General features: G+C 61.5%; 17 protein-coding genes. 8 read left to right on the top strand and 9 right to left on the bottom strand.

Features of this window, described 5'->3' with window-relative positions; translation table 11 throughout:
- Nucleotides 1–2: 2 nt before the first annotated feature.
- Nucleotides 3–1,700 carry a methyl-accepting chemotaxis protein gene (locus tag CSQ93_RS05795; RefSeq protein WP_099377203.1) on the bottom strand — a complete coding sequence of 566 codons (1,698 nt, stop codon included), beginning with the start codon at nt 1,698–1,700 and terminating at the stop codon, nt 3–5.
- 568 nt (nt 1,701–2,268) lie between these two features.
- Here CSQ93_RS05795 and CSQ93_RS05790 point away from each other — a divergent pair.
- The gene (locus CSQ93_RS05790) at nt 2,269–4,356 is read left to right on the top strand and encodes a 3-hydroxyacyl-CoA dehydrogenase NAD-binding domain-containing protein (RefSeq protein WP_099377202.1); all 2,088 of its coding nucleotides are present in this window, start codon (nt 2,269–2,271) and stop codon (nt 4,354–4,356) included.
- Between the two features lie 45 nt (nt 4,357–4,401).
- Here CSQ93_RS05790 and CSQ93_RS05785 read toward each other — a convergent pair whose 3' ends face one another.
- From CSQ93_RS05785 to CSQ93_RS05775, 3 genes are all read right to left on the bottom strand, one after another.
- On the bottom strand, nt 4,402–5,250 hold the full coding sequence (locus CSQ93_RS05785; RefSeq protein ID WP_158301136.1) for an alpha/beta fold hydrolase: 849 nt from the start codon (nt 5,248–5,250) through the stop codon (nt 4,402–4,404).
- Nucleotides 5,251–5,357: 107 nt separating this feature from the next.
- Nucleotides 5,358–5,756: a VOC family protein gene (locus CSQ93_RS05780; protein ID WP_099377200.1), complete on the bottom strand. Its 399-nt coding sequence runs from the start codon at nt 5,754–5,756 to the stop codon at nt 5,358–5,360.
- Nucleotides 5,757–5,857: 101 nt separating this feature from the next.
- Nucleotides 5,858–6,097, bottom strand: a complete 240-nt coding sequence (locus CSQ93_RS05775; protein WP_099377199.1) for a DUF2798 domain-containing protein — start codon at nt 6,095–6,097, stop codon at nt 5,858–5,860.
- A 96-nt stretch (nt 6,098–6,193) separates the two neighbouring features.
- On the opposite strand from CSQ93_RS05775, the gene CSQ93_RS05770 reads away from it, so the two are divergent.
- Together CSQ93_RS05770 and CSQ93_RS05765 are read left to right on the top strand one after the other, a co-directional pair.
- Entirely contained in the window at nt 6,194–7,135 is a 942-nt protein-coding gene (locus tag CSQ93_RS05770; RefSeq protein WP_099377198.1) for a LysR family transcriptional regulator, read from the top strand.
- Nucleotides 7,136–7,247: 112 nt separating this feature from the next.
- The gene (locus CSQ93_RS05765; RefSeq protein ID WP_035819100.1) at nt 7,248–7,451 is read left to right on the top strand and encodes a hypothetical protein; all 204 of its coding nucleotides are present in this window, start codon (nt 7,248–7,250) and stop codon (nt 7,449–7,451) included.
- 110 nt (nt 7,452–7,561) lie between these two features.
- Here CSQ93_RS05765 and CSQ93_RS05760 read toward each other — a convergent pair whose 3' ends face one another.
- Nucleotides 7,562–9,262, bottom strand: a complete 1,701-nt coding sequence (locus CSQ93_RS05760) for an MFS transporter (RefSeq protein ID WP_099377197.1) — start codon at nt 9,260–9,262, stop codon at nt 7,562–7,564.
- Between the two features lie 228 nt (nt 9,263–9,490).
- On the opposite strand from CSQ93_RS05760, the gene CSQ93_RS05755 reads away from it, so the two are divergent.
- The 3 genes from CSQ93_RS05755 to CSQ93_RS05745 all read left to right on the top strand — a co-directional run bounded on the left by CSQ93_RS05755 (nt 9,491) and on the right by CSQ93_RS05745 (nt 12,178).
- The gene (locus CSQ93_RS05755; RefSeq protein WP_099377196.1) at nt 9,491–10,669 is read left to right on the top strand and encodes an acetyl-CoA C-acyltransferase; all 1,179 of its coding nucleotides are present in this window, start codon (nt 9,491–9,493) and stop codon (nt 10,667–10,669) included.
- Between the two features lie 126 nt (nt 10,670–10,795).
- Complete coding sequence (locus CSQ93_RS05750; RefSeq protein WP_099377195.1) at nt 10,796–11,098, top strand: Dabb family protein; 303 nt, start codon at nt 10,796–10,798, stop codon at nt 11,096–11,098.
- Nucleotides 11,099–11,179: 81 nt separating this feature from the next.
- Nucleotides 11,180–12,178: an NADP-dependent oxidoreductase gene (locus tag CSQ93_RS05745; protein ID WP_442778296.1), complete on the top strand. Its 999-nt coding sequence runs from the start codon at nt 11,180–11,182 to the stop codon at nt 12,176–12,178.
- 73 nt (nt 12,179–12,251) lie between these two features.
- Here the strand turns inward: CSQ93_RS05745 and CSQ93_RS05740 are convergent, their stop codons facing one another.
- Nucleotides 12,252–13,448 (bottom strand): FAD-dependent monooxygenase, encoded by a 1,197-nt coding sequence (locus CSQ93_RS05740; RefSeq protein WP_099377194.1) that lies wholly within the window; start codon nt 13,446–13,448, stop codon nt 12,252–12,254.
- A 125-nt stretch (nt 13,449–13,573) separates the two neighbouring features.
- Here CSQ93_RS05740 and CSQ93_RS05735 point away from each other — a divergent pair, with 125 nt between their 5' ends.
- Both CSQ93_RS05735 and CSQ93_RS05730 read left to right on the top strand, forming a co-directional pair.
- Entirely contained in the window at nt 13,574–14,374 is an 801-nt protein-coding gene (locus tag CSQ93_RS05735) for an AraC family transcriptional regulator (RefSeq protein ID WP_099377193.1), read from the top strand.
- A gap of 68 nt (nt 14,375–14,442) precedes the next feature.
- The gene (locus CSQ93_RS05730; RefSeq protein WP_099377192.1) at nt 14,443–14,868 is read left to right on the top strand and encodes a GNAT family N-acetyltransferase; all 426 of its coding nucleotides are present in this window, start codon (nt 14,443–14,445) and stop codon (nt 14,866–14,868) included.
- Between the two features lie 50 nt (nt 14,869–14,918).
- On the opposite strand, the gene CSQ93_RS05725 is transcribed toward CSQ93_RS05730, so the two are convergent.
- From CSQ93_RS05725 to CSQ93_RS05715, 3 genes are all read right to left on the bottom strand, one after another.
- The gene (locus CSQ93_RS05725; protein ID WP_035819084.1) at nt 14,919–15,929 is read right to left on the bottom strand and encodes an ABC transporter permease subunit; all 1,011 of its coding nucleotides are present in this window, start codon (nt 15,927–15,929) and stop codon (nt 14,919–14,921) included.
- 24 nt (nt 15,930–15,953) lie between these two features.
- Nucleotides 15,954–17,453, bottom strand: coding sequence for a sugar ABC transporter ATP-binding protein (locus tag CSQ93_RS05720; protein WP_099377191.1), 1,500 nt, complete (start codon nt 17,451–17,453; stop codon nt 15,954–15,956).
- A 77-nt stretch (nt 17,454–17,530) separates the two neighbouring features.
- A complete protein-coding gene (locus CSQ93_RS05715) occupies nt 17,531–18,466 on the bottom strand; it encodes an ABC transporter substrate-binding protein (protein WP_077404737.1) in 936 nt (311 codons plus the stop codon).
- Nucleotides 18,467–18,476 lie beyond the last annotated feature (10 nt).

Raw genomic sequence — 18,476 nt, 5'->3', positions numbered from 1 at the left:
GCCTACACCACGAAGCCGGAGACAGTCTGGTTCAGGCTGCCAGCGCGCTCGTTCAAGCCGTCCGTCGAGCGGGCGATGCTGTCGCAGTTGGCAGCCGACTTTTCCGTTTCCTCGGCGATGTACTGGATGGCCGTGGACACTTCGCGCGCCGTCAGCAGCTGCTCGTTGGCCGCCTTCGAGATATCGGAAATGGCCAGGGTGGTTTTCGCCACGCCCGAGACGATCTTGTCGAAGGCGTCGCTGGCCTGGCGCGAAATCTCGCTGCCGGTGGAAACGCGCTTGACGGACTCGTTGATCAGCTTGGAGATTTCCTTGGTGGCCTGCGAGGAACGCTCGGCCAGCTTGCGTACTTCGTCGGCGACGACGGAAAAGCCCAGGCCGTGCTCGCCCGCGCGCGCCGCCTCGATGGCCGCATTGAAGGCCAGCATATTCGTCTGGTTGGCGATTTCGCTGATGACCTTGACGATTTCGCCGATGTCTTCCGACGAGCGGTTGATCAAGTCCATCGCCTCGATCGACTTGGCGACGGCGCGCGCGCCCGCTTCCGCTTCCTGCTGCGTGGCTTTCGCCAGGAAATCGGCATTCGAGGTGTTTTCCGCGATGGAATTGATGGAAAAGGTCAGGCCATCGATGGAGGCGTTCATTTCTTCCACCGTGGCACCCAGCGCCTGCGTGCCCACGGCCACGCCCGTGGCCCGTTCGGCGATCGTGTGCGAGGCGTCGGCAAAGCCGTTGGCGGCCGACACCACGTTGCCGATCACGCCGCGCAAGTCGACGATCATCTTGCTGATGCCGCCGGCCAGCAGGTCGATCGGCTCGTCGCCCTCGGGCACGATATTGCAGGTCAGGTCGCCTTGCGCCGCGCGCGCCACCGATTCGAGCAGGGCATTGACCTTGCGGCTGTCGTTGGCGGCCTTGGACTGGATGCTGTTTTCCAGGTTCACCTGTTCGCTGATGTCGATGGCGAACTTGACCACTTTATATGGCTTGCCGTTCAGGTCGAGGATGGGGTTGTAGGTGGCCTGTATCCACACCACCTTGCCATGGTTGCCCAGGCGCTTGTAGCGGCCCGCGTCGAATTCGCCGCGGTTGAGCTTTTGCCAGAATTTCTTGTACTCGGCGCTGCTCGCATACTCGGGCTCGCAGAACATGCGGTGGTGCTCGCCCTGGATATCGCTCAAGTCGTAATCCATGACGGCGAGGAAATTCTCATTCGCTTCCAGCACATTGCCCTGCATGTCGAATTCGATCACGGCCTGCGCCTTGCCGATGGCGCTGACCTTGCCTTCGTATTCGACATTGCGCTTTTTCAGGGCCGTGATGTCGGTAGCGAACTTGATGACTTTATACGGCTTGCCGTCCGCGTCGAGGATGGGGTTGTAGGAAGCGTTGATCCACACTTCGCGCCCATCCTTGGCGCGGCGCTTGTATTCACCCTGGTCGAATTCGCCGCGTCCCAGCTTGGCCCAGAAGTTGCTGTATTCGTCCGTTTTGACATACTCGGGGTCGCAGAAGATGGCATGGTGCTTGCCTTGCACTTCCGCCAGGGTATAGCCGACGACACGCAGGAAATTCTCATTCGCATGCAGGATGGTGCCGTCGAGCTCGAATTCGATGACGGCCTGGACACGGTTCAATGCAGTATTTATCGCTTGTAAGTCCAGATCCTGGGAGTGGCTGACATGGCTGGCTGCGTCCATAGTATTTCCTTCGGGGTGAGAAGAGGAAGGGGAGCGATAAGGCTGCTTTTATTATTTTTTCTGCTATCGGTTTAAGACAATGATTAAGACAGCGGTGTTATTGCATGGGCCGACACCTGGTGATAATCGGTGAGAATGTGCGCGATGAACGGCCGCCAGTGTTTGCCCCGCAGTATGCCTTATGGTAAATAAATTGTAGAGTATTGATTTGAATCAATAATTTTATTATTCCCCAGCATCTGGCGAAAAACAAGGGGCGGGAATAAATAATGTCAAAACTGTCGCAATTGGCCCCTGTCCACATATAACAAACCCATTCTTTCACATAATAAAACGACGTTATTATTATTGTGGTTTTATTATTTAAATGAATATCCAAGTGATAGCTTCTACTGGCGCTTGCTGCATGCAGCAGAATCTTTCCGCAAACGATGTTGTACCATGGCGTAACATGCTGACGGCTGCGCGCACGCGACAAAAATAATACGAGCGTTCTTTTATGCGGTATAGTGAAGCTTCATCCCTTGCAACCACCTCATCGCTGAGCAAAAATCAATAAGGAAGAGACATGAGTGCTGAATATCAAGTGAACGGCGCCGTTGCCGTCATTACCCTGGCCAACCCGCCCGTGAATGGCCTGGGCCTGGCGACGCGCACGGCCGCCGTTGCCGGCATCCGCCAGGCGCTGGCAGACGAGGCCATCAAAGCCATCGTCATCACGGGCGCCGGCAAGGCCTTTTCGGGCGGCGCCGATATCAAGGAATTCAATTCGCCCAAGGCGCTCACGGAACCAACCCTGCATACCCTGATCAATGTCGTCGAGCAGTCGACCAAGCCGGTGGTGGCGGCCATCCACAGCGTTTGCATGGGTGGCGGCCTGGAGCTGGCGCTGGGCTGCAACTATCGCGTGGCCGCGCCTGGCGCACAGATGGCCTTGCCGGAAGTCAAGCTCGGCATCTTGCCGGGCGCGGGTGGCACGCAGCGTCTGCCTAGAGTGCTGGGCCTGGAAATGGCCCTGAACATGATCGTTTCCGGCACGCCCGTCGCGTCCGAAAAACTGGCCGGCACGGCCCTGTTCGACGAAGTCATCGCGCCCGGCGCCGATTTGCTGGCCGCCGCCGTGGCCTTTGCCACCAAGGTGGCCGACGTGCGCCCGCTGCCGAAAGTGCGCGAGCGCAAGGTCGACTATCCGAACCACGAAGCGTTCCTGCAGTTTTCGCGCAATACGGTGAAAGCCATGTCCGGCCCGTTCCCCGCGCCGCTCAAATGCGTCGACGCCGTGGCGGCTGCCGTGACGATGAAATTCGACGAGGGTTTGAAGTACGAGCGCGACCTGTTCATGCAACTGGTGCAGTCGCCTGAATCGAAAGCCCTGCGCCACGCTTTTTTTGCCGAACGGGTCGCCAGCAAGGTGCCCGACGTGCCGTCCGATACGCCCGTGCGCGCGATCGCCAGCGCGGCCATCGTCGGCGCCGGCACCATGGGCGGCGGCATCGCCATGAACTTCGCCAACGCGGGCATCCCCGTGATCTTGCTGGAAACCAGGCAGGAAGCGCTGGAGAAGGGCCTGGCCACGATCCGCAAGAATTACGAGAACACGGTCAAGAAGGGCAAGCTGACGCAAGAGAAGGCCGAGCAGCGCATCGCCCTGGTCAGCGGCACGTTAGCCTATGCCGACATTGCGCAAGCCGACATCGTCATCGAAGCCGTCTTTGAAGAGCTGGGCGTCAAGGAAGCCGTCTTCAAGCAGCTCGATGCCGTCATGAAGCCGGGCGCCATCCTCGCCTCGAACACGTCCACCCTGGACCTGGACAAGATTGCCGCGTTTACCCAACGCCCGCAAGACGTGATCGGCACGCATTTCTTCAGCCCGGCAAATGTGATGAAGCTGCTGGAAATCGTCCGTGGCAAGGAAACGGGCAAGGATGTGCTGGCCACGGCGCTGGCGCTGTCGAAAAAGCTGAAGAAGACGGGCGTCGTCTCGGGCGTGTGCGACGGTTTCATCGGCAACCGCATGATCGAGCAATACAGCCGGCAAGCCGGCTTCCTGCTGGAAGAAGGTTGTCTGCCGGAACAGGTAGACAAGGCGGTGGAGAAATTCGGTTTCGCCATGGGCCCGTTCCGCATGGGCGACCTGGCCGGCAACGACATCGGCTGGGCCATCCGCAAGCGCCGCTACGTGGAAAAACCGGACGTCACGTACTCGAAGACGGCCGATCTGCTGTGCGAATTGAAACGCTACGGCCAGAAGACGGGAGCCGGCTGGTACGACTACAAGCCGGGCGACCGCAAGGCGTATCCATCGGAACAGGTCAACGCCATGATCATCCAGCACTCCGCCGACATCGGCGTGGCGCGGCGCAAGATCAGCGACCAGGAAATCGTCGAACGGCTCGTGTACGCGCTGGTCAATGAAGGCGCGCGCATCCTGGAAGAGGGCATCGCCCTGCGTGCCTCGGACATCGACATGGTGTATTTGACGGGCTATGGCTTCCCGCTGTTCCGCGGCGGCCCGATGTTCTATGCGGACACGGTCGGCTTGCCGAACGTGCAGGGCACGATAGCCGGCTATGCCAAGGGCCGCCACGGCGAAGCATGGACGCCGGCGCCGTTACTGGTGAAACTGGCGGGCGAGGGCAAGGGTTTCAATAGCTGATGTTGGGCTGTTGAATGACAAAGGGCAGATTTCTCTGCCCTTTTTTTATTTCTTCTTCGCCACCATCTTGACCGCCTCGTTGACGATGACGGGGTTGTCTTTCTGGATGTAGTAGCCGGCGCCCGTGATGCGCTCGATGGCTGGCGCGCCAGACAGGCGCTGCCAATCCTTTTCCTGGGCCCGCACCACGTTCTCGAACGAACCCATTTCCTCGATGCCGAACTTGTCGCGTACCAGCAGCATGGCGGGCACGCGCAGCGGGCTGCTCATGTCGACATGCTGCAGGCACTGCGTCTGGGCATCGAATTCGGCCGATTCCGTACTGTTGAACATGAGTTTGCGCCGCGTTTTGACGAGCATGGCGTAGGCGGACGCGTCCGTCTGCAGGCGGTTCCATTGCTGCGGGTGCGTGGGATCGAGCAAGACCAAGCCGGCCACGTCCTGCGGGTACAGCCTGGCATACACATATTGGTACAGCCCGCCCAGGCCATGGCCGACCAGCACATACGGCGGCTTCAGGCCCGCTTGCGCCAGCAGGGCGCGCTGCTGGGCGGCAATGGTGCACGGGTCGCGCGGCGTGGTGGTTTTTTTGCTGTCGCCGTAGCCGGGACGGTCATACACGAGCACGCGGTGCTGCCGAGCTACTTCGGGCACCACCTTGGCCCACACATCCTTGCCGTCGCCCATGGCCGACTGGAACACGACGGGCAAGCCGCCCTGGCCGCTCAGGGTGTAGGCGATGCTGGCGTCGGGCAGGGCGGCCGTGGCCGGCACGCCGGGCATGACCGGGGTCGATGGCAACAGGGAGCAGCCGGAAAAACAGCCTGCCAGCAGCAGGCCGGCGCTGGAGAGGAGCATGGTGCGCGCGGGGCGGCCGACGAATAGATGATGCATGAATCTCCTTCTTGGTGCACGGACCGGGGACGGGTATGGCTTGCCAGCCATTATAGGCAAATCGTGCCGAAGTGGAAATGCCGAACAGAGGCGTATTTCCCGTCCTGTCAGCCGGCGTCGGCGTGATGGCAGACGGCTTCGATGCGGTTGCCGTCCGGATCGAACAAAAAGGCCGCGTAATAGCTGGCGTGATAGTGGCGCAAGCCGGGCGCGCCCAGGTCGATGCCGCCGTGCGCCAGCCCCGTATGCCAGAACGCTTCCACGGCCGCGCGCGAGGGGGCCTTGAAGCAGTAATGGCGGCGCGGCGCGTCGTCGGGCGTGGGGCCGAGGCGCACGGAAAAATAGCTGCGCTCGGGATGCTGCGCATCGCTGCGCTCGCCATAGCCTATCCATGCATCGGCATGGTCGCTGCCCACCTTGGGCACGCCAAGCGCGGCGAAGATGGCGTCGTAGAAGCGCTCGGCGCGTTCCAGGTCGCTGACGGTGAGGGAAACGTGATCTAGCATGGGTACTCCGCTATAAAAACAAGGACGGCCATAGCATAGCCCGGATCAGGGCGGCCGTGGGCGGGAGTGACCGAGTGATACTGTTGCTGGCCGACTGCCGGTTAAGGGCGGCTGGCGAGCCGGGCCACGATGCTGCGGCTGAACAGCTGCACGCGGGGCGCGAACAGCATCACGGCGCAAAAGGCCACCGGCCAGGCGGCAAAGAACGCATGGCGCCAGCGGGGCAGGAAGTCGGCCTGCAGGCCGATATTGAGCCAGGTGACCCAGGCGCTCATCAGCAGGGTCATGACCAGCGACATCAGGAAGGCAAATACGCAGCGCAGGCGCAGGGCATCGGACATGGGGCACTTTCAACATGGTAAGGATATGCAGCGTAACGACTTGCAGCAATCTATACTAGAGCCATATTTTTAATTTCAAATTCCGAAAATGCAATCATGCTTGATGATTTAGCCTTATTTGTCGCCATCGTGGAGGCGGGCAGCCTGCATGCGGCGGCCGTCAAGGAAGACTTGCCCGCCGCGACCGTCACGCGCCGACTGCAAAAGCTGGAAAGCCAGCTTGGCTACCGCTTGCTCAACCGCAGCGCGCGCCGTCTGCAGCCGACGGCGGAAGGCTGGCAATACTACGAGCAGTGCCGTCCCCTCGTGCACGCCCTGCGGCAGGCGACGCAGCAGCTTGACGCCAGCCTGTCGGCCGTCTCGGGCAGCATCCGCGTGCTGGCGCCCGTCAACTTCGCCAGCGGCTTGCTGACGCCGGCCTGGGTCAGCTTCATGCAGAAGTATCCGGACATCCGCCTGGAGCTGGAACTGTCGAACCTGCTGCAAGACCTGGTGGGCAGCGGCGCCGACCTGGCCATCCGCGTGGGCGCGCTCGACGATTCCTCGCTGATGCAGCGCCGGCTGGGCAGTGCCGCGCTGGTGATGGTGGCCGCGCCCGGCTATCTGGCGCGTGCCGGCGTGCCGCGCGACTTGCAGGCATTGGAAAAGCACGAGCTGATCGTGGCCGAGCCGCTGCGCAGCTGGCGTTTGCGGCGGCCCGGCGACGGCGCCGAAATGGTGATCGAACCGCAGGCGCGCCTGCGCGTCAACGAGATGCGTTTGGCCGTGGAGATGGCCGACGCGGGCATCGGCATCCTGCTGTGCCCGCTTTTGCAATGCCGCGAGGAAGTGGCCCGGGGCAGCCTCGTGCGCGTCTTGCCCGACTGGATGCCGCAGCCGCGCCATGTGTATGCCGTGTGGACGCAGCGGCGCTACCTGCCGGCCCGCGTGCGCGTGCTGCTTGAGCACCTGGCGGCGTTTGCGGCCGGCAATCCGCTGTTGAACGAGGAGGCTGGCGCTGATCAGCTCCTTGTGCCGGGTATCCTTTCCAATAAGTAATACCGAGCGCTTGTATTTTTCGTCAAGATCGCGTTAAGATAAAGCTGCCCGCTTATCCAGTGGGCAATCTGGTGTTTTTCGCGCAATCCCGTCCCTATCCATGAGAGTAGCAATGAAATATCTGATCATTCCCTTCTTGCTGGCCATCACCGGCTGCGAAGTACTGTATGACGCGAACCGGGACAAGATCGGCGAGTACTGCAACAGCCTTAATAATTTTGACGACCGCAACGCCTGCCGCAAGCGCAACCAGACCAGCTATCAGGAATACGTGCAGCAGCGCGACCAGCTGAAAAAGAGCAAGAGCGACAAATAAGCTCGCCGCCGCAGACGCCGCATACGCTGCACAAAAAAACAAACGCCGCTGACCAGTCAGCGGCGTTTTGCTTTGCGGACCCCGGCCTTGCGACCGGGGCTTGCTTCAGATTAATCGTCAGCGTAGATATTGTTGTCCTTGGTTTCCTTGACGAACAGGGTGCCGATCACGACAGTCGCCAGGGCGACGACGATCGGATACCACAGGCCATAATAAATGTCGCCCTTGAAGGCCACCAGCGCGAAGGCCGTTGTCGGCAGCAAGCCGCCGAACCAGCCGTTACCGATATGGTAGGGCAGGGACATCGAGGTGTACCGGATACGCGTCGGGAACATTTCCACCAGCATGGCGGCGATCGGGCCATACACCATGGTCACGTACAGCACCAGGATGAACAGCAGCAAGACCACCATCGGCTTGTTGATCTGGTCCGGATCGGCTTTCGCAGGGTAGCCCGCTTCCTTGATGCCGGCGCCCAGTTCTTTCTTCAGCGCCACTTCGTGGGCCTTGCTTTCCGCATCGAAGTTCAAGCCATCGGCAGTCATGACGGCGTTAAACGACGTGAATTCCTTCGTACCGATGCGCACCTTGGCGATGCTGCCCGCTGGCGCGTCTTCCTTCGTGTAGTTCACCGAGCTGTTCGACAGGAAGCCCGTGGCGATGTCGCACGACGAGGGGAATTTCTTGGTGCCCGTCATGTTGAACTGGAAGTGGCAGGACGCAGGATCGGCAACCACCACTACTGGCGAGTTCTTCAGTGCCGCTTCCAGTTGCGGGTTGGCGAAGTGGGTCAGGCCGTTGAAGATCGGGAAGTAGGTCGCCGCGGCGATCAGGCAACCGCCGAGGATGATGTACTTGCGGCCGATGCGGTCGGACAGGCTGCCGAAGAACAGGAAGAACGGCGTGGCCAGCAGCAGTGCGATGGCGACGAGCACGTTGGCCGTTGCCAGATCCACTTTCAGGGTCTGGATCATGAAGAACAGGGCGTAGAACTGGCCCGTGTACCACACGACTGCCTGGCCGGCGGTCAGGCCGATCAGGGCCAGGATGACGATCTTCAGGTTTTTCCACTGGCCGAATGCTTCCGTCAGCGGGGCTTTCGAGGTCTTGCCCTCGGCCTTCATCTTGGAAAACGCCGGCGATTCATTCATGGCCAGGCGGATCCACACGGAAATACCCAGCAGGATGACGGAGACCAGGAAGGGAATGCGCCAGCCCCATGCCTCGAAATCCTTCTCGCCGGTCGCCAGGCGGGTGCCCAGGATGACCATCAGCGACAGGAAGAAGCCCAGGGTTGCCGTCGTTTGTATCCACGCCGTGAACGCGCCGCGCTTGCCTTCAGGCGCGTGCTCGGCCACATAGGTGGCTGCGCCGCCGTACTCGCCGCCCAGCGCCAGGCCTTGCAGGATGCGCAGGATGACGAGGATGATCGGTGCGGCGATGCCGATGGAGGCGTGGCCCGGCAGCAAGCCGACGATGAAGGTGGAGCCGCCCATGATCAGAATGGTGATCAGGAAGGTGTACTTGCGGCCGATCATGTCGCCCAGGCGGCCGAAGACCAGTGCGCCGAACGGACGCACGATGAAGCCGGCGGCGAAGGCCAGCAGCGCGAAGATGAAGGTGGTGGTGGGGTCGCCGATGAAGAATTGCTTGGCGATGATCGATGCCAGCGAACCGTACAGGTAAAAATCGTACCATTCAAAGACGGTGCCCAAGGATGACGCAAAGATGACCTTGCGTTCCTCTGGCGTAATCGGCGTTCCTTTGGTGGAAATTTTCCGTACGTCGGCAGAGCCGGATGGTGATGCCATGGTTTGTCTCCCTATGTTTTATAGTGAACTGATGCCGCGGTCTTTTTGACCATTCTTGCAACAGCTGGAGGCGAGTGTGTTCTCCGAACCTTACGTCATGCTTGCTTGAAACTTACAGCAAGCTTACAAATAGATGTTCGTCCGAACTTTGCGAACGACCGTACTTAAATGTGCTATTCTCATTGCGCAGATACCTCACCCCATAATATCCCCACAAGGAGACACAGCATGAATGAAGCCGTCATCGTATCGACCGCCCGCACGGGCCTGGCCAAGTCCTGGAAGGGCGCGTTCAACATGACGCATGGCGCCACCCTGGGCGGCCATGTGCTGGCGGCCGCCGTCGAGCGCGCGCGCATCGAGGCGGAGGAAGTGGAAGACGTGCTGGTCGGCTGCGCCTTCCCCGAAGGCGCGACGGGCGGCAACATCGCGCGCCAGGTGGCCTTGCGCGGCGGCTGCCCCGTCACGACGGCCGGCATGACCGTCAACCGTTTTTGTTCTTCAGGCTTGCAGGCCATCGCCCTGGCGGCGCAGCGCATCATCGCCGGCGAAGGCGATATCTATGCGGCCGGCGGCGTGGAATCGATTTCCTGTGTGCAAAATGAAATGAATACGCATATGTACCGCGACGTCTGGCTGCAGCAGCACAAGCCGGAAGTGTACTGGCCCATGCTGCAGACGGCCGAAACCGTGGCCAAGCGCTACCAGATCTCGCGCGAACGCCAGGATGCCTATGGCGTGCAAAGCCAGCAGCGCGCAGCAAGCGCCCTGGCTGCCGGCCTGTTCGACGCGGAAATCGTGCCGATGACCACCATCATGGGCGTGGCCGACAAGGCCAGCGGCATGCTGGTGTCGCGCGAAGTGACGATTTCCGCCGATGAAGGCATCCGCGCCGACACGACGTATGACGGCGTGGCGAAGATCCGCCCGGCCATTCCTGGCGGCGTCATCAGCGCCGGCAACGCCAGCCAGTTTTCCGATGGCGCCTCGATGGCCATCGTCATGAATGCGAAAGTGGCCGAAGCGAAAGGCTTGCAGCCGCTGGGCATCTTCCGCGGCTTTGCCGTGGCCGGCTGCGAACCCGATGAAATGGGCATCGGCCCCGTGTTTGCCATCCCGAAACTGCTGAAAAAGGCGGGCTTGACGGTCGCCGACATCGGCCTGTGGGAACTCAATGAAGCGTTCGCCGTGCAAGTGCTGTACTGCGCCGATACCCTGGGCATCCCCATGGACCGCCTGAACGTCAACGGCGGCGCGATCGCCGTCGGCCACCCGTACGGCGTGTCGGGCGCCCGCCTGACGGGCCACGCCTTGATCGAAGGCAAGCGCCGCGGCGTCAAGTACGTGGTCGTGACCATGTGCATCGGCGGCGGGCAGGGCGCGGCCGGTCTGTTCGAAGTACTGTGATTTAAATGAAACCCAGTCTGCGGGCGGCCTTCGAGGCCGCCCGTTTGCTTTGCGCGCCTGCTTCCTGCAAGACGCGCCGATAGCGGGTACAGTAATGCTTCATTAATAAACAAGCAGCCTGCCACCATGATCAAGCACATCGTTTTCTGGAAACTGTTAGACCACGCCGAAGGCGCCGACCGCGCCACGAACGCCTTGAAACTGAAAGCCTTGCTCGATTCCTGTTCCGACCTGGTGCCCGGCATATTGAAATTCGAGGCAGCCGTGGCCCAGCCGGGCCTGGAAGCGACCTACGACATTGTCCTGTACAGCGAATTCGCCAGCCGCGAAGCGCTGGATGCCTACCAGAACCACCCCGAGCACGTGAAAATCAAGCCGTTTTTTGGGGCTGTACGGGAAGCGCGGCAGTGCATGGACTATGAGATTTAGTCGTTACGCAACAGACATCCGGGGTCAGACCCGGTGTCGGGAATATCAATAGTAGTCATCAACTTTATTGACAGGAGCATCATGAGCACATACCAACGCATCGTCCTCGCCTCGCGGCCCGCGTCCAATGAGGAAGTGCAGCCGGCGCATTTTCGTCTGGAAACGAAAGACATTCCCGCCATCAAGGATGGTGAATTGCTGGTACGCAACCAGTTCCTGTCACTCGATCCCTACATGCGCGGGCGCATGAGCGCGAACAAAAGCTATGCGGCGCCGCAAGCGCTCGATGAAACGATGATTGGCGGCACGGTGGGCGTGGTGCTGGAATCAAGGCATCCGAAGTTCGCCGCAGGCGATACGGTCGTGGGGACCTTGGGCTGGACGGAAGTGGCCGTGTCGGACGGCACGATGCTGCGCAAGGTCGACACGACGCATATCCCTGCGTCCGCCTACCTGGGTTCCGTCGGCATGCCGGGTATGACGGCCTGGTATGGCTTGAACCAGATCATGGCGCCGAAAGCGGGCGAAACCGTGGTCGTGTCGGCCGCCAGCGGCGCCGTGGGCAGCGTGGTGGGCCAGCTGGCGAAATTGAAAGGCTGCCGTGTCGTCGGTATCGCCGGCGGCGCGGACAAGTGCGCCTATGTGGTGAATGAACTGGGTTTCGATGCCTGCGTCGACTACAAGGCGGGCAGCTTGGCGTCGGATCTGGCGGCGGCCACGCCGGATGGCATCGACGCCATCTTTGAAAACGTGGGCGGCGCCATCTTCGACGCGGCCCTGGCGCGCACCAATGCGTTTGGCCGGATTGCCGTGTGCGGCTGGATCGCCGGCTACAATGGCGAACCGACGCCGCTCGACAATGCGCGCTTGATCCTCACCAACCGCCTCACCGTGCGCGGCTTCATCGTTTCGGAACAGCCGGAATTCTGGCCGCAGGGACTCAGTGAACTGGGTAGCCTGGTGGCAACGGGCAAGCTGAAATTCCGCGAATCCGTGGCCGACGGCCTGGCCAGCGCACCCGAAGCCTTCATCGGCCTCTTAAAAGGGCGCAACTTCGGCAAGCAGCTGGTGAAGTTGTAACCGATCTGCCCTGAAGTGACCGGGCGTGCCGCCAGTTCCTCGCCCGCCTGCGCCCGGTAGCACAGCAAAGCTTTCAATAGATCGGGAGCGTGAAATCCTCGTCGATCTTGCGCGCCCTGGCCGTGGAGTTCGCTTGCAACAGCGACTGGATCAGGGCGCTGCCGAAGCACCGTTGCAGCAGGTGCGCGATGGCGATGCCGAACCGCGTCCGCACGTGCATGAGCCGGATGAGGCGAGGGCTCAGCTCCCGCTGTGTACGCTCGGCATACGGGCGAAGGATGCGTTCGTATGCCTCGAAAGCCTGGGTGTGGGTCGCGCACCTCTTGATTTCCCCCGCCAGCACGTAGGCTCCCATCAGCGCCAGAGCCGTGCCCTTGCCCGTGAATGGCGTCGGGCAGTGCGCCGCATCGCCCAGCAAGACCAGTCGGCCTTTTGACCAGGTGGAAGCTTGCACCTGGCTCATCGGCCCGAAGTAGAAGTCCTGGACGGCATCAAGCTCGGCGATGATACGATCGGCCACCTTGCCCCGGCCTGCCAGCGCCGCACGCAGCATCTCGCGCCGCGACGGCGCCGTCGGACTCCGCATGTCAGGTTCAGCGGCAGGAAAGGTCATCAGCACGGTAATTTCAGTCAGGCCACCTGGCCTGAGGTTGATCATCGTACCGCCAATGCCGTTGACGGAGCAGGCCCAGAAGTCGTCTTCCGGCCGCCGGGGAATGTTGAAAAACGCCATGTAGGCACCGAGGTAACGCATGCGCGTTTCAGCAGCCAGCGCCAGGTCTCTGGTCGGCGAGCTCACGCCATCGGCGCAGATCACCAGTTCAAAGTCCTCTGCCGTGCCATTGGCAAAGGTTGCCCGCACACCATTTTCAATCTCTTCAACGCCACTGACGGACGTGCCAAAACGGTATTCGCAAGTGCCGTGGGTCGCATCGAACAAAATACGGGCGAAATCGCCGCGCAGGATTTCGAAATCGCAGGTCAGTCCACCGATACTACCTTTCGGAAAAACAGCCACCACCTTGCCGGCCGCATCGAGCCACTTCTGTCCGCATTCCAGCGTGTTGCGCGCCTCGACCTGTTCCGTCAAACCCATGCGCTTGATGACCTGCTGCGCGGCATCCTTCACATCGACGTTCTGCCCGCCGACCCTGAGCGCGCCAGCCTTTTCGACAAGCACCACGGAGTAGCCGTACCTGCTCAGCCACCAGGCACACGCAGGGCCGGCGATGCCGCCGCCGCAGATCAGGATTTTCTTCGTTTGTTCCATTTGACAGCTTTCGTGGTTGTGATGTCACTGTCCATGTTAGACGCGCCACGTGTTGGTCACAATGAGCCAACAGGTCATGTTATATTGAATTCTTGCCACTGATACTGACCCTTGAAAGGTGCCCGATGCCTGTTTTCAGCGACGACTCGTCCAGTGAATGGGAAGACCCCGACTGCGTGCCAAGGCCGGTGGTCACGCTTGGCGCCGTTGGCCGCGAGATGGATAGCCACAAGGAGGCGGGTTTCCATCAGCATCGAAAAGGCCAGTTCCTGCTCTGGATGCGGGGCGTGCTGACCTGCGAGGTGGACGGCGGCTTCTGGCTGGTGCCGCCAGGAAGCGCCATTTGGGTGCCTGGCGGCACACAACATCGAATGGATGGGGCCGGCACGGTCGATTGTTACGTGGTGTATGTCGATCCTGCGGTGGACGACGCGTTGCCGCGGGAGTGCTGCACCTTGTCGACCACGCCGCTGCTGCGTGAATTGGTGATCCGTTCAGCGGCATTGCCGATGCGCTACGAAGAGGGCGGCATGGCGTCACGAGTGATGACACTGCTTCTCGACGAAATGGCGCTGGCGCAGCCCGGCCAGGTTCATCTTCCCCTGACGCCAGACAAGCGGCTACGCAAACTGGTCGAGTGGATCATGGCGCGTCCGTCCGATCCGGGCAACATCGAATCGTGGGCGCAGCGGATGGGCATCAGTGCGCGCACGCTGTCACGCCTGGTGTCCCGGGAAACCGGCATGAGTTTCGGACGCTGGCGCAGGCAACTGCATATCCTGCTCGCTTTGCAATGGATGGCCAGGGGTGCCACGGTCCAGCATGTCGCGGAGGGCCTGGGTTACGAGAACGCGAGCAATTTTGTTGTCATGTTTCGCAAAATACTCGGTGAAACACCTGGACGTTACTTGAAATCGAACGCTTGAGCCGCACCACCTGCCAAGGCGTGGCAGGCCGTGCGACAATGGCGGCCCCTCTCTTATTACCGCATGCCATGACCAAGCACACCATCCGCCTCGGCGACTGGGCCACCCTCGGCCCCGACGCTACCGCCATCCGTTTTGAAGTCTTTGTCGATGAACAGAAAGTGCCGTCCGAGATCGAACTCGACGACATGGATGCCGTCTGCCTGCACGCCGTCGCCTATGACGACTTTGGTGCCGCCATCGGCACGGGCCGGCTATTGCCCGATGGCCACATCGGCCGCATGGCCGTGCGCCAGCCGGGCCGCGGCACGGGCGTGGGCGGCGCCATCTTGACCTTGCTGATGGAGAAAGCCCGCGAACGGGGAGACCTGGCGGTGGTGCTGAACGCGCAAACCGTGGCCGCGCCATTCTATGCGCGCCACGGTTTCGTGCAGCAGGGGGAACAATTTGAAGAGGCGGGGATTGCGCATGTGGAGATGCGGCTGGTGTTCTAGTGTATTGTCGGATTACGCGCAAGGCGCGTAATCCGACACCACCAGCACAATCAGTTCTGCGCGTGCGACTGGCGCCATTTGTCGAGGATCACGGCCAGCACGATCACGACACCTTTCGCCACATACTGCCAGAACGACGACAGTCCCAGGATCGTCAAGCCGTTGTTCATCACGCCGATGATCAGGGCGCCGATGACGGTACCCCAGACGGAACCCACGCCGCCCATCAGGCTGGTGCCACCGAGCACGACGGCCGCAATCGCATCGAGTTCATAACCTGTGCCCCAGTTGCCGTTGGCCGCATACAGACGGCTGGCCGACATGGCGCCGCCCAGGCCCGCAAACAGGCCGCTGATCGTGTAGACAAACATCAGCACGAGGCCGACCTTGATACCCGTCAAACGTGCCGCCTGGATATTGCCGCCGACGGCGTAGATATGCAGGCCCAGGGTTGTCTTGCGCAAAATAAACCACGTCAGCACGACGACGGCCGCCGCCAGCCAGATCAGCCAGGGCACGGCCAGGAAGCTGCCGTTGCCCATCCATTCGAAGCTCGGGATTTCCGTGTTCAGCACGCTGGTACCGTCGGCCAGCAGGTAGGCGGCGCCGCGCAGGGCCGTCATGGTACCCAGGGTCACGACAAAGGGATTCAGGCCGACGAGGGCGACCAGCACGCCATTGAGCGCGCCCAGCAGCAGGCCGACGATGAGGAAGGCGGGAATCGAGAAGCCGGCGAACTGGGCCGACAGCGACATTAGCATGCCTGCCACGGCCGAGACCGCCAGCACGGAGCCGACGGACAAATCGATGCCGCTGGTCAAGATGACGAAGGTCATGCCGGACGCCAGCACGATGTTGATCGACACCTGGCGGAAGATGTTCATGGTGTTATTGCTGGTCATGAACGTCGACGTGCCGTCGGCCGAGAAATACACGGTCAGGCCGTACATGGCCAGGTAGAGCACCACCAGCACGGGCAGCATGCCCAGGCGGCGCATCAGGTTCGAGGCATTGAAGGGTTCGCCGGCGCGCGCGGCGCCGCTGGTGGTACTCGTTGTCATGTTGAATCTCCTGAATGATTATTTTTATGCCGCTTCTTGCAGCGTGGCATAGGCAAGGATGTTTTCCTGCGTGATGTCGTCGCCCGTGACTTCGCCGGTGAGCCTGCCTTCGCACATCACCATCACGCGGTCGCAAATGCCGACCAGCTCGGCCAATTCGCTGGAAATGCACAGCACGGCCGTGCCCGCGTCCGCCAACTGGTGGATGATCTTGTAGATTTCGCTCTTCGCGCCCACGTCCACGCCCCGCGTCGGTTCGTCGAGGATGAGCACTTTCGGCGCGATGGCCAGCCAGCGCGCCAGCAAGACTTTCTGCTGGTTACCGCCGGACAGCCCGCCGACGATGCCGTCCGGCCCCGATACCTTCACGTTGAGGTTGCTGATCGCCTCGCGCGTGAGCTGGGTCAGGGCGCCACGGTTGACCACGCCCGCCGTCGAATGCCTGGACAGGATATTCATCGACATGTTTTCCATGGCCGACAATTGCATGAACAGGCCCAGGCTCTTGCGGTCTTCCGGCAGGTAACCGATGCCGTGGCGGATGGCCGCCAGCGGCCGGTGGATATGCACTTCCTGGCCATCGAGCCACACTTGCCCTGATTGTTTCTTGTCGGCGCCAAAGATCAGGCGCGCCAGTTCCGTGCGGCCTGCGCCGACGAGGCCGGCCAGTCCCGTTACTTCCCCCGCATGCAGGGCGAACGAGGCGGGCTTGACCTTGCCGCCGCCCACGTTTTCCACGCGCAAGCGCTCGGCACCGCGCGTCGTGCGGCGCTGGTGCGAATAAAAGTCATCGGCAGGGCGGCCCACCATCATTTGCACGACTTTCTTTTGATCCAGCTCATCCTTGCCCAGCTCGCCCACATAGGCGCCGTCGCGCAGCACCGTGATGCGGCGCGCCAGGCGTTCCACTTCGGCCATGCGGTGGCTGATGTAGAGCACGGCCAGGCCCTTGTCGCGCTGTTCTTCGATGATGCGGAACAATTGTTCTGTTTCCCGGTCGGACAGGGCGGCAGTGGGCTCGTCCATGATCAGGATGCGGCTTTCATGCACGAGGGCGCGGGCGATTTCCACCTGTTGCTGCTCGGCAATCGACAGCGATGACACCATGGTGTCGGCGTCGAAGCGGGAACCGAGGTCGGCCAGGATGGCGTTCGTGCGCGCGCGCATTTCGCCGCCCTTGACGGTCCAGAACGGTCCTTGCGGCTCGCTGCCCATGAAGACGTTCTGCGCCACCGTCATGTTCTTGGCCACGCTCAATTCCTGGTAGATCAGGTTGATGCCCAGCGCGCGTGCCTCGCCCGGGTTGCGGATACGAATCGGTTTACCGTCGAGTATGATTTCGCCCGCATCCGGTGTGTACACGCCCGACAGGATTTTCATCAGGGTGCTCTTGCCGGCGCCGTTTTCGCCCATCACGGCATGGATTTCGCCGCTGCGCACCGTCAGGTGCACGCCGCGCAGCGCGCGCGTGGCGCCAAAGCGCTTCTCGATGCCGCGCATTTCAAAAATAATATCGTCGCTCATGACTGTCCTTCCTTGCTTGTGAAACTGGCGCCGCCTGCCAACTGGCTGGCGGCGCCACGTGGTTCAGGTCAGGCAGATCAGTTCTTTACCCAGCCCGTGTAGGTGGCGACGTTTTCCTTGGTGATGGCCGGGGTCGGCAACAGCACCATGGTTTGCTTCGGCGTGCGGCCGTTCATGATGTCGTAGCCCATCTGCACGGCGTCCGTTGCCATGCGGTACGGGTTTTGCGCCGAGGTGGCGGCAAACAGGCCGGCCTTGTTTTTCAGGGCGTTCTGGCCATCGGGCGCGCCATCGACTGCCGTGATCAGTTTCACGTCCGTGCGCTTCGATTGCTTGATCGCCAGTTCGGCGCCGATACCGGTCGGATCATTGATGGCGAACACGCCGTCGATCTTCGGATGGGCCGTCAGCAAATTCGACATCACGGTCATGCCGCCGTCGCGGCTGCCGCCCGCGTTCTGGTTGTCGGACAGGATCTTGATATCCTTGAACGCGGCCAGGGTTTTCTTGCAGCCATTCACGCGGTCGATCACGGACGTGACCGGCGGGCCGTTCAAAATCACCACATTGCCTTTGCCGCCGATCTGCTTGGCCAGGTAGGCGCACGACACGTCGCCAGCCATGGTGTTGTCGGACATCACGGTGGCCGAAGCGCCCACGGCGCCCACGTCAACGGCGATCACGACCACGCCCGCATTGCGCGCTTTCTTGATGGCTGGCGCGATTCCCTTGGAGTCGACGGCGTTCAGGATGATGATGTCGGTCTTGTTGGCGATGAAGTTCTCGATCTGGTCCACCTGGGTGTTCAGGTCATACTTGCTGGACACTGTGGTGACTTTCACGCCAGGGCCGCCGAGCTTTTTCGCGCTTTCTTCCGCGCCGCGGCCGATGGCGACAAAAAACGGGTTGGCCAGGTCGCCCACGCTCACGCCGATCGATTTCAGCGGTTTGTCAGCAGCGAAAGCGCCACAGGCGGCGGACAGCAGCAGGGAGGCGGTAATGACTTTTTTCATGAGGATCTCC

This window comes from Janthinobacterium sp. BJB426, from assembly GCF_002735705.1.
Classification (GTDB): Bacteria; Pseudomonadota; Gammaproteobacteria; order Burkholderiales; family Burkholderiaceae_D; genus Janthinobacterium.
Note: the sequence above shows the minus strand (reverse complement) of the source record. Positions and strands in the feature narration are given on the sequence as shown.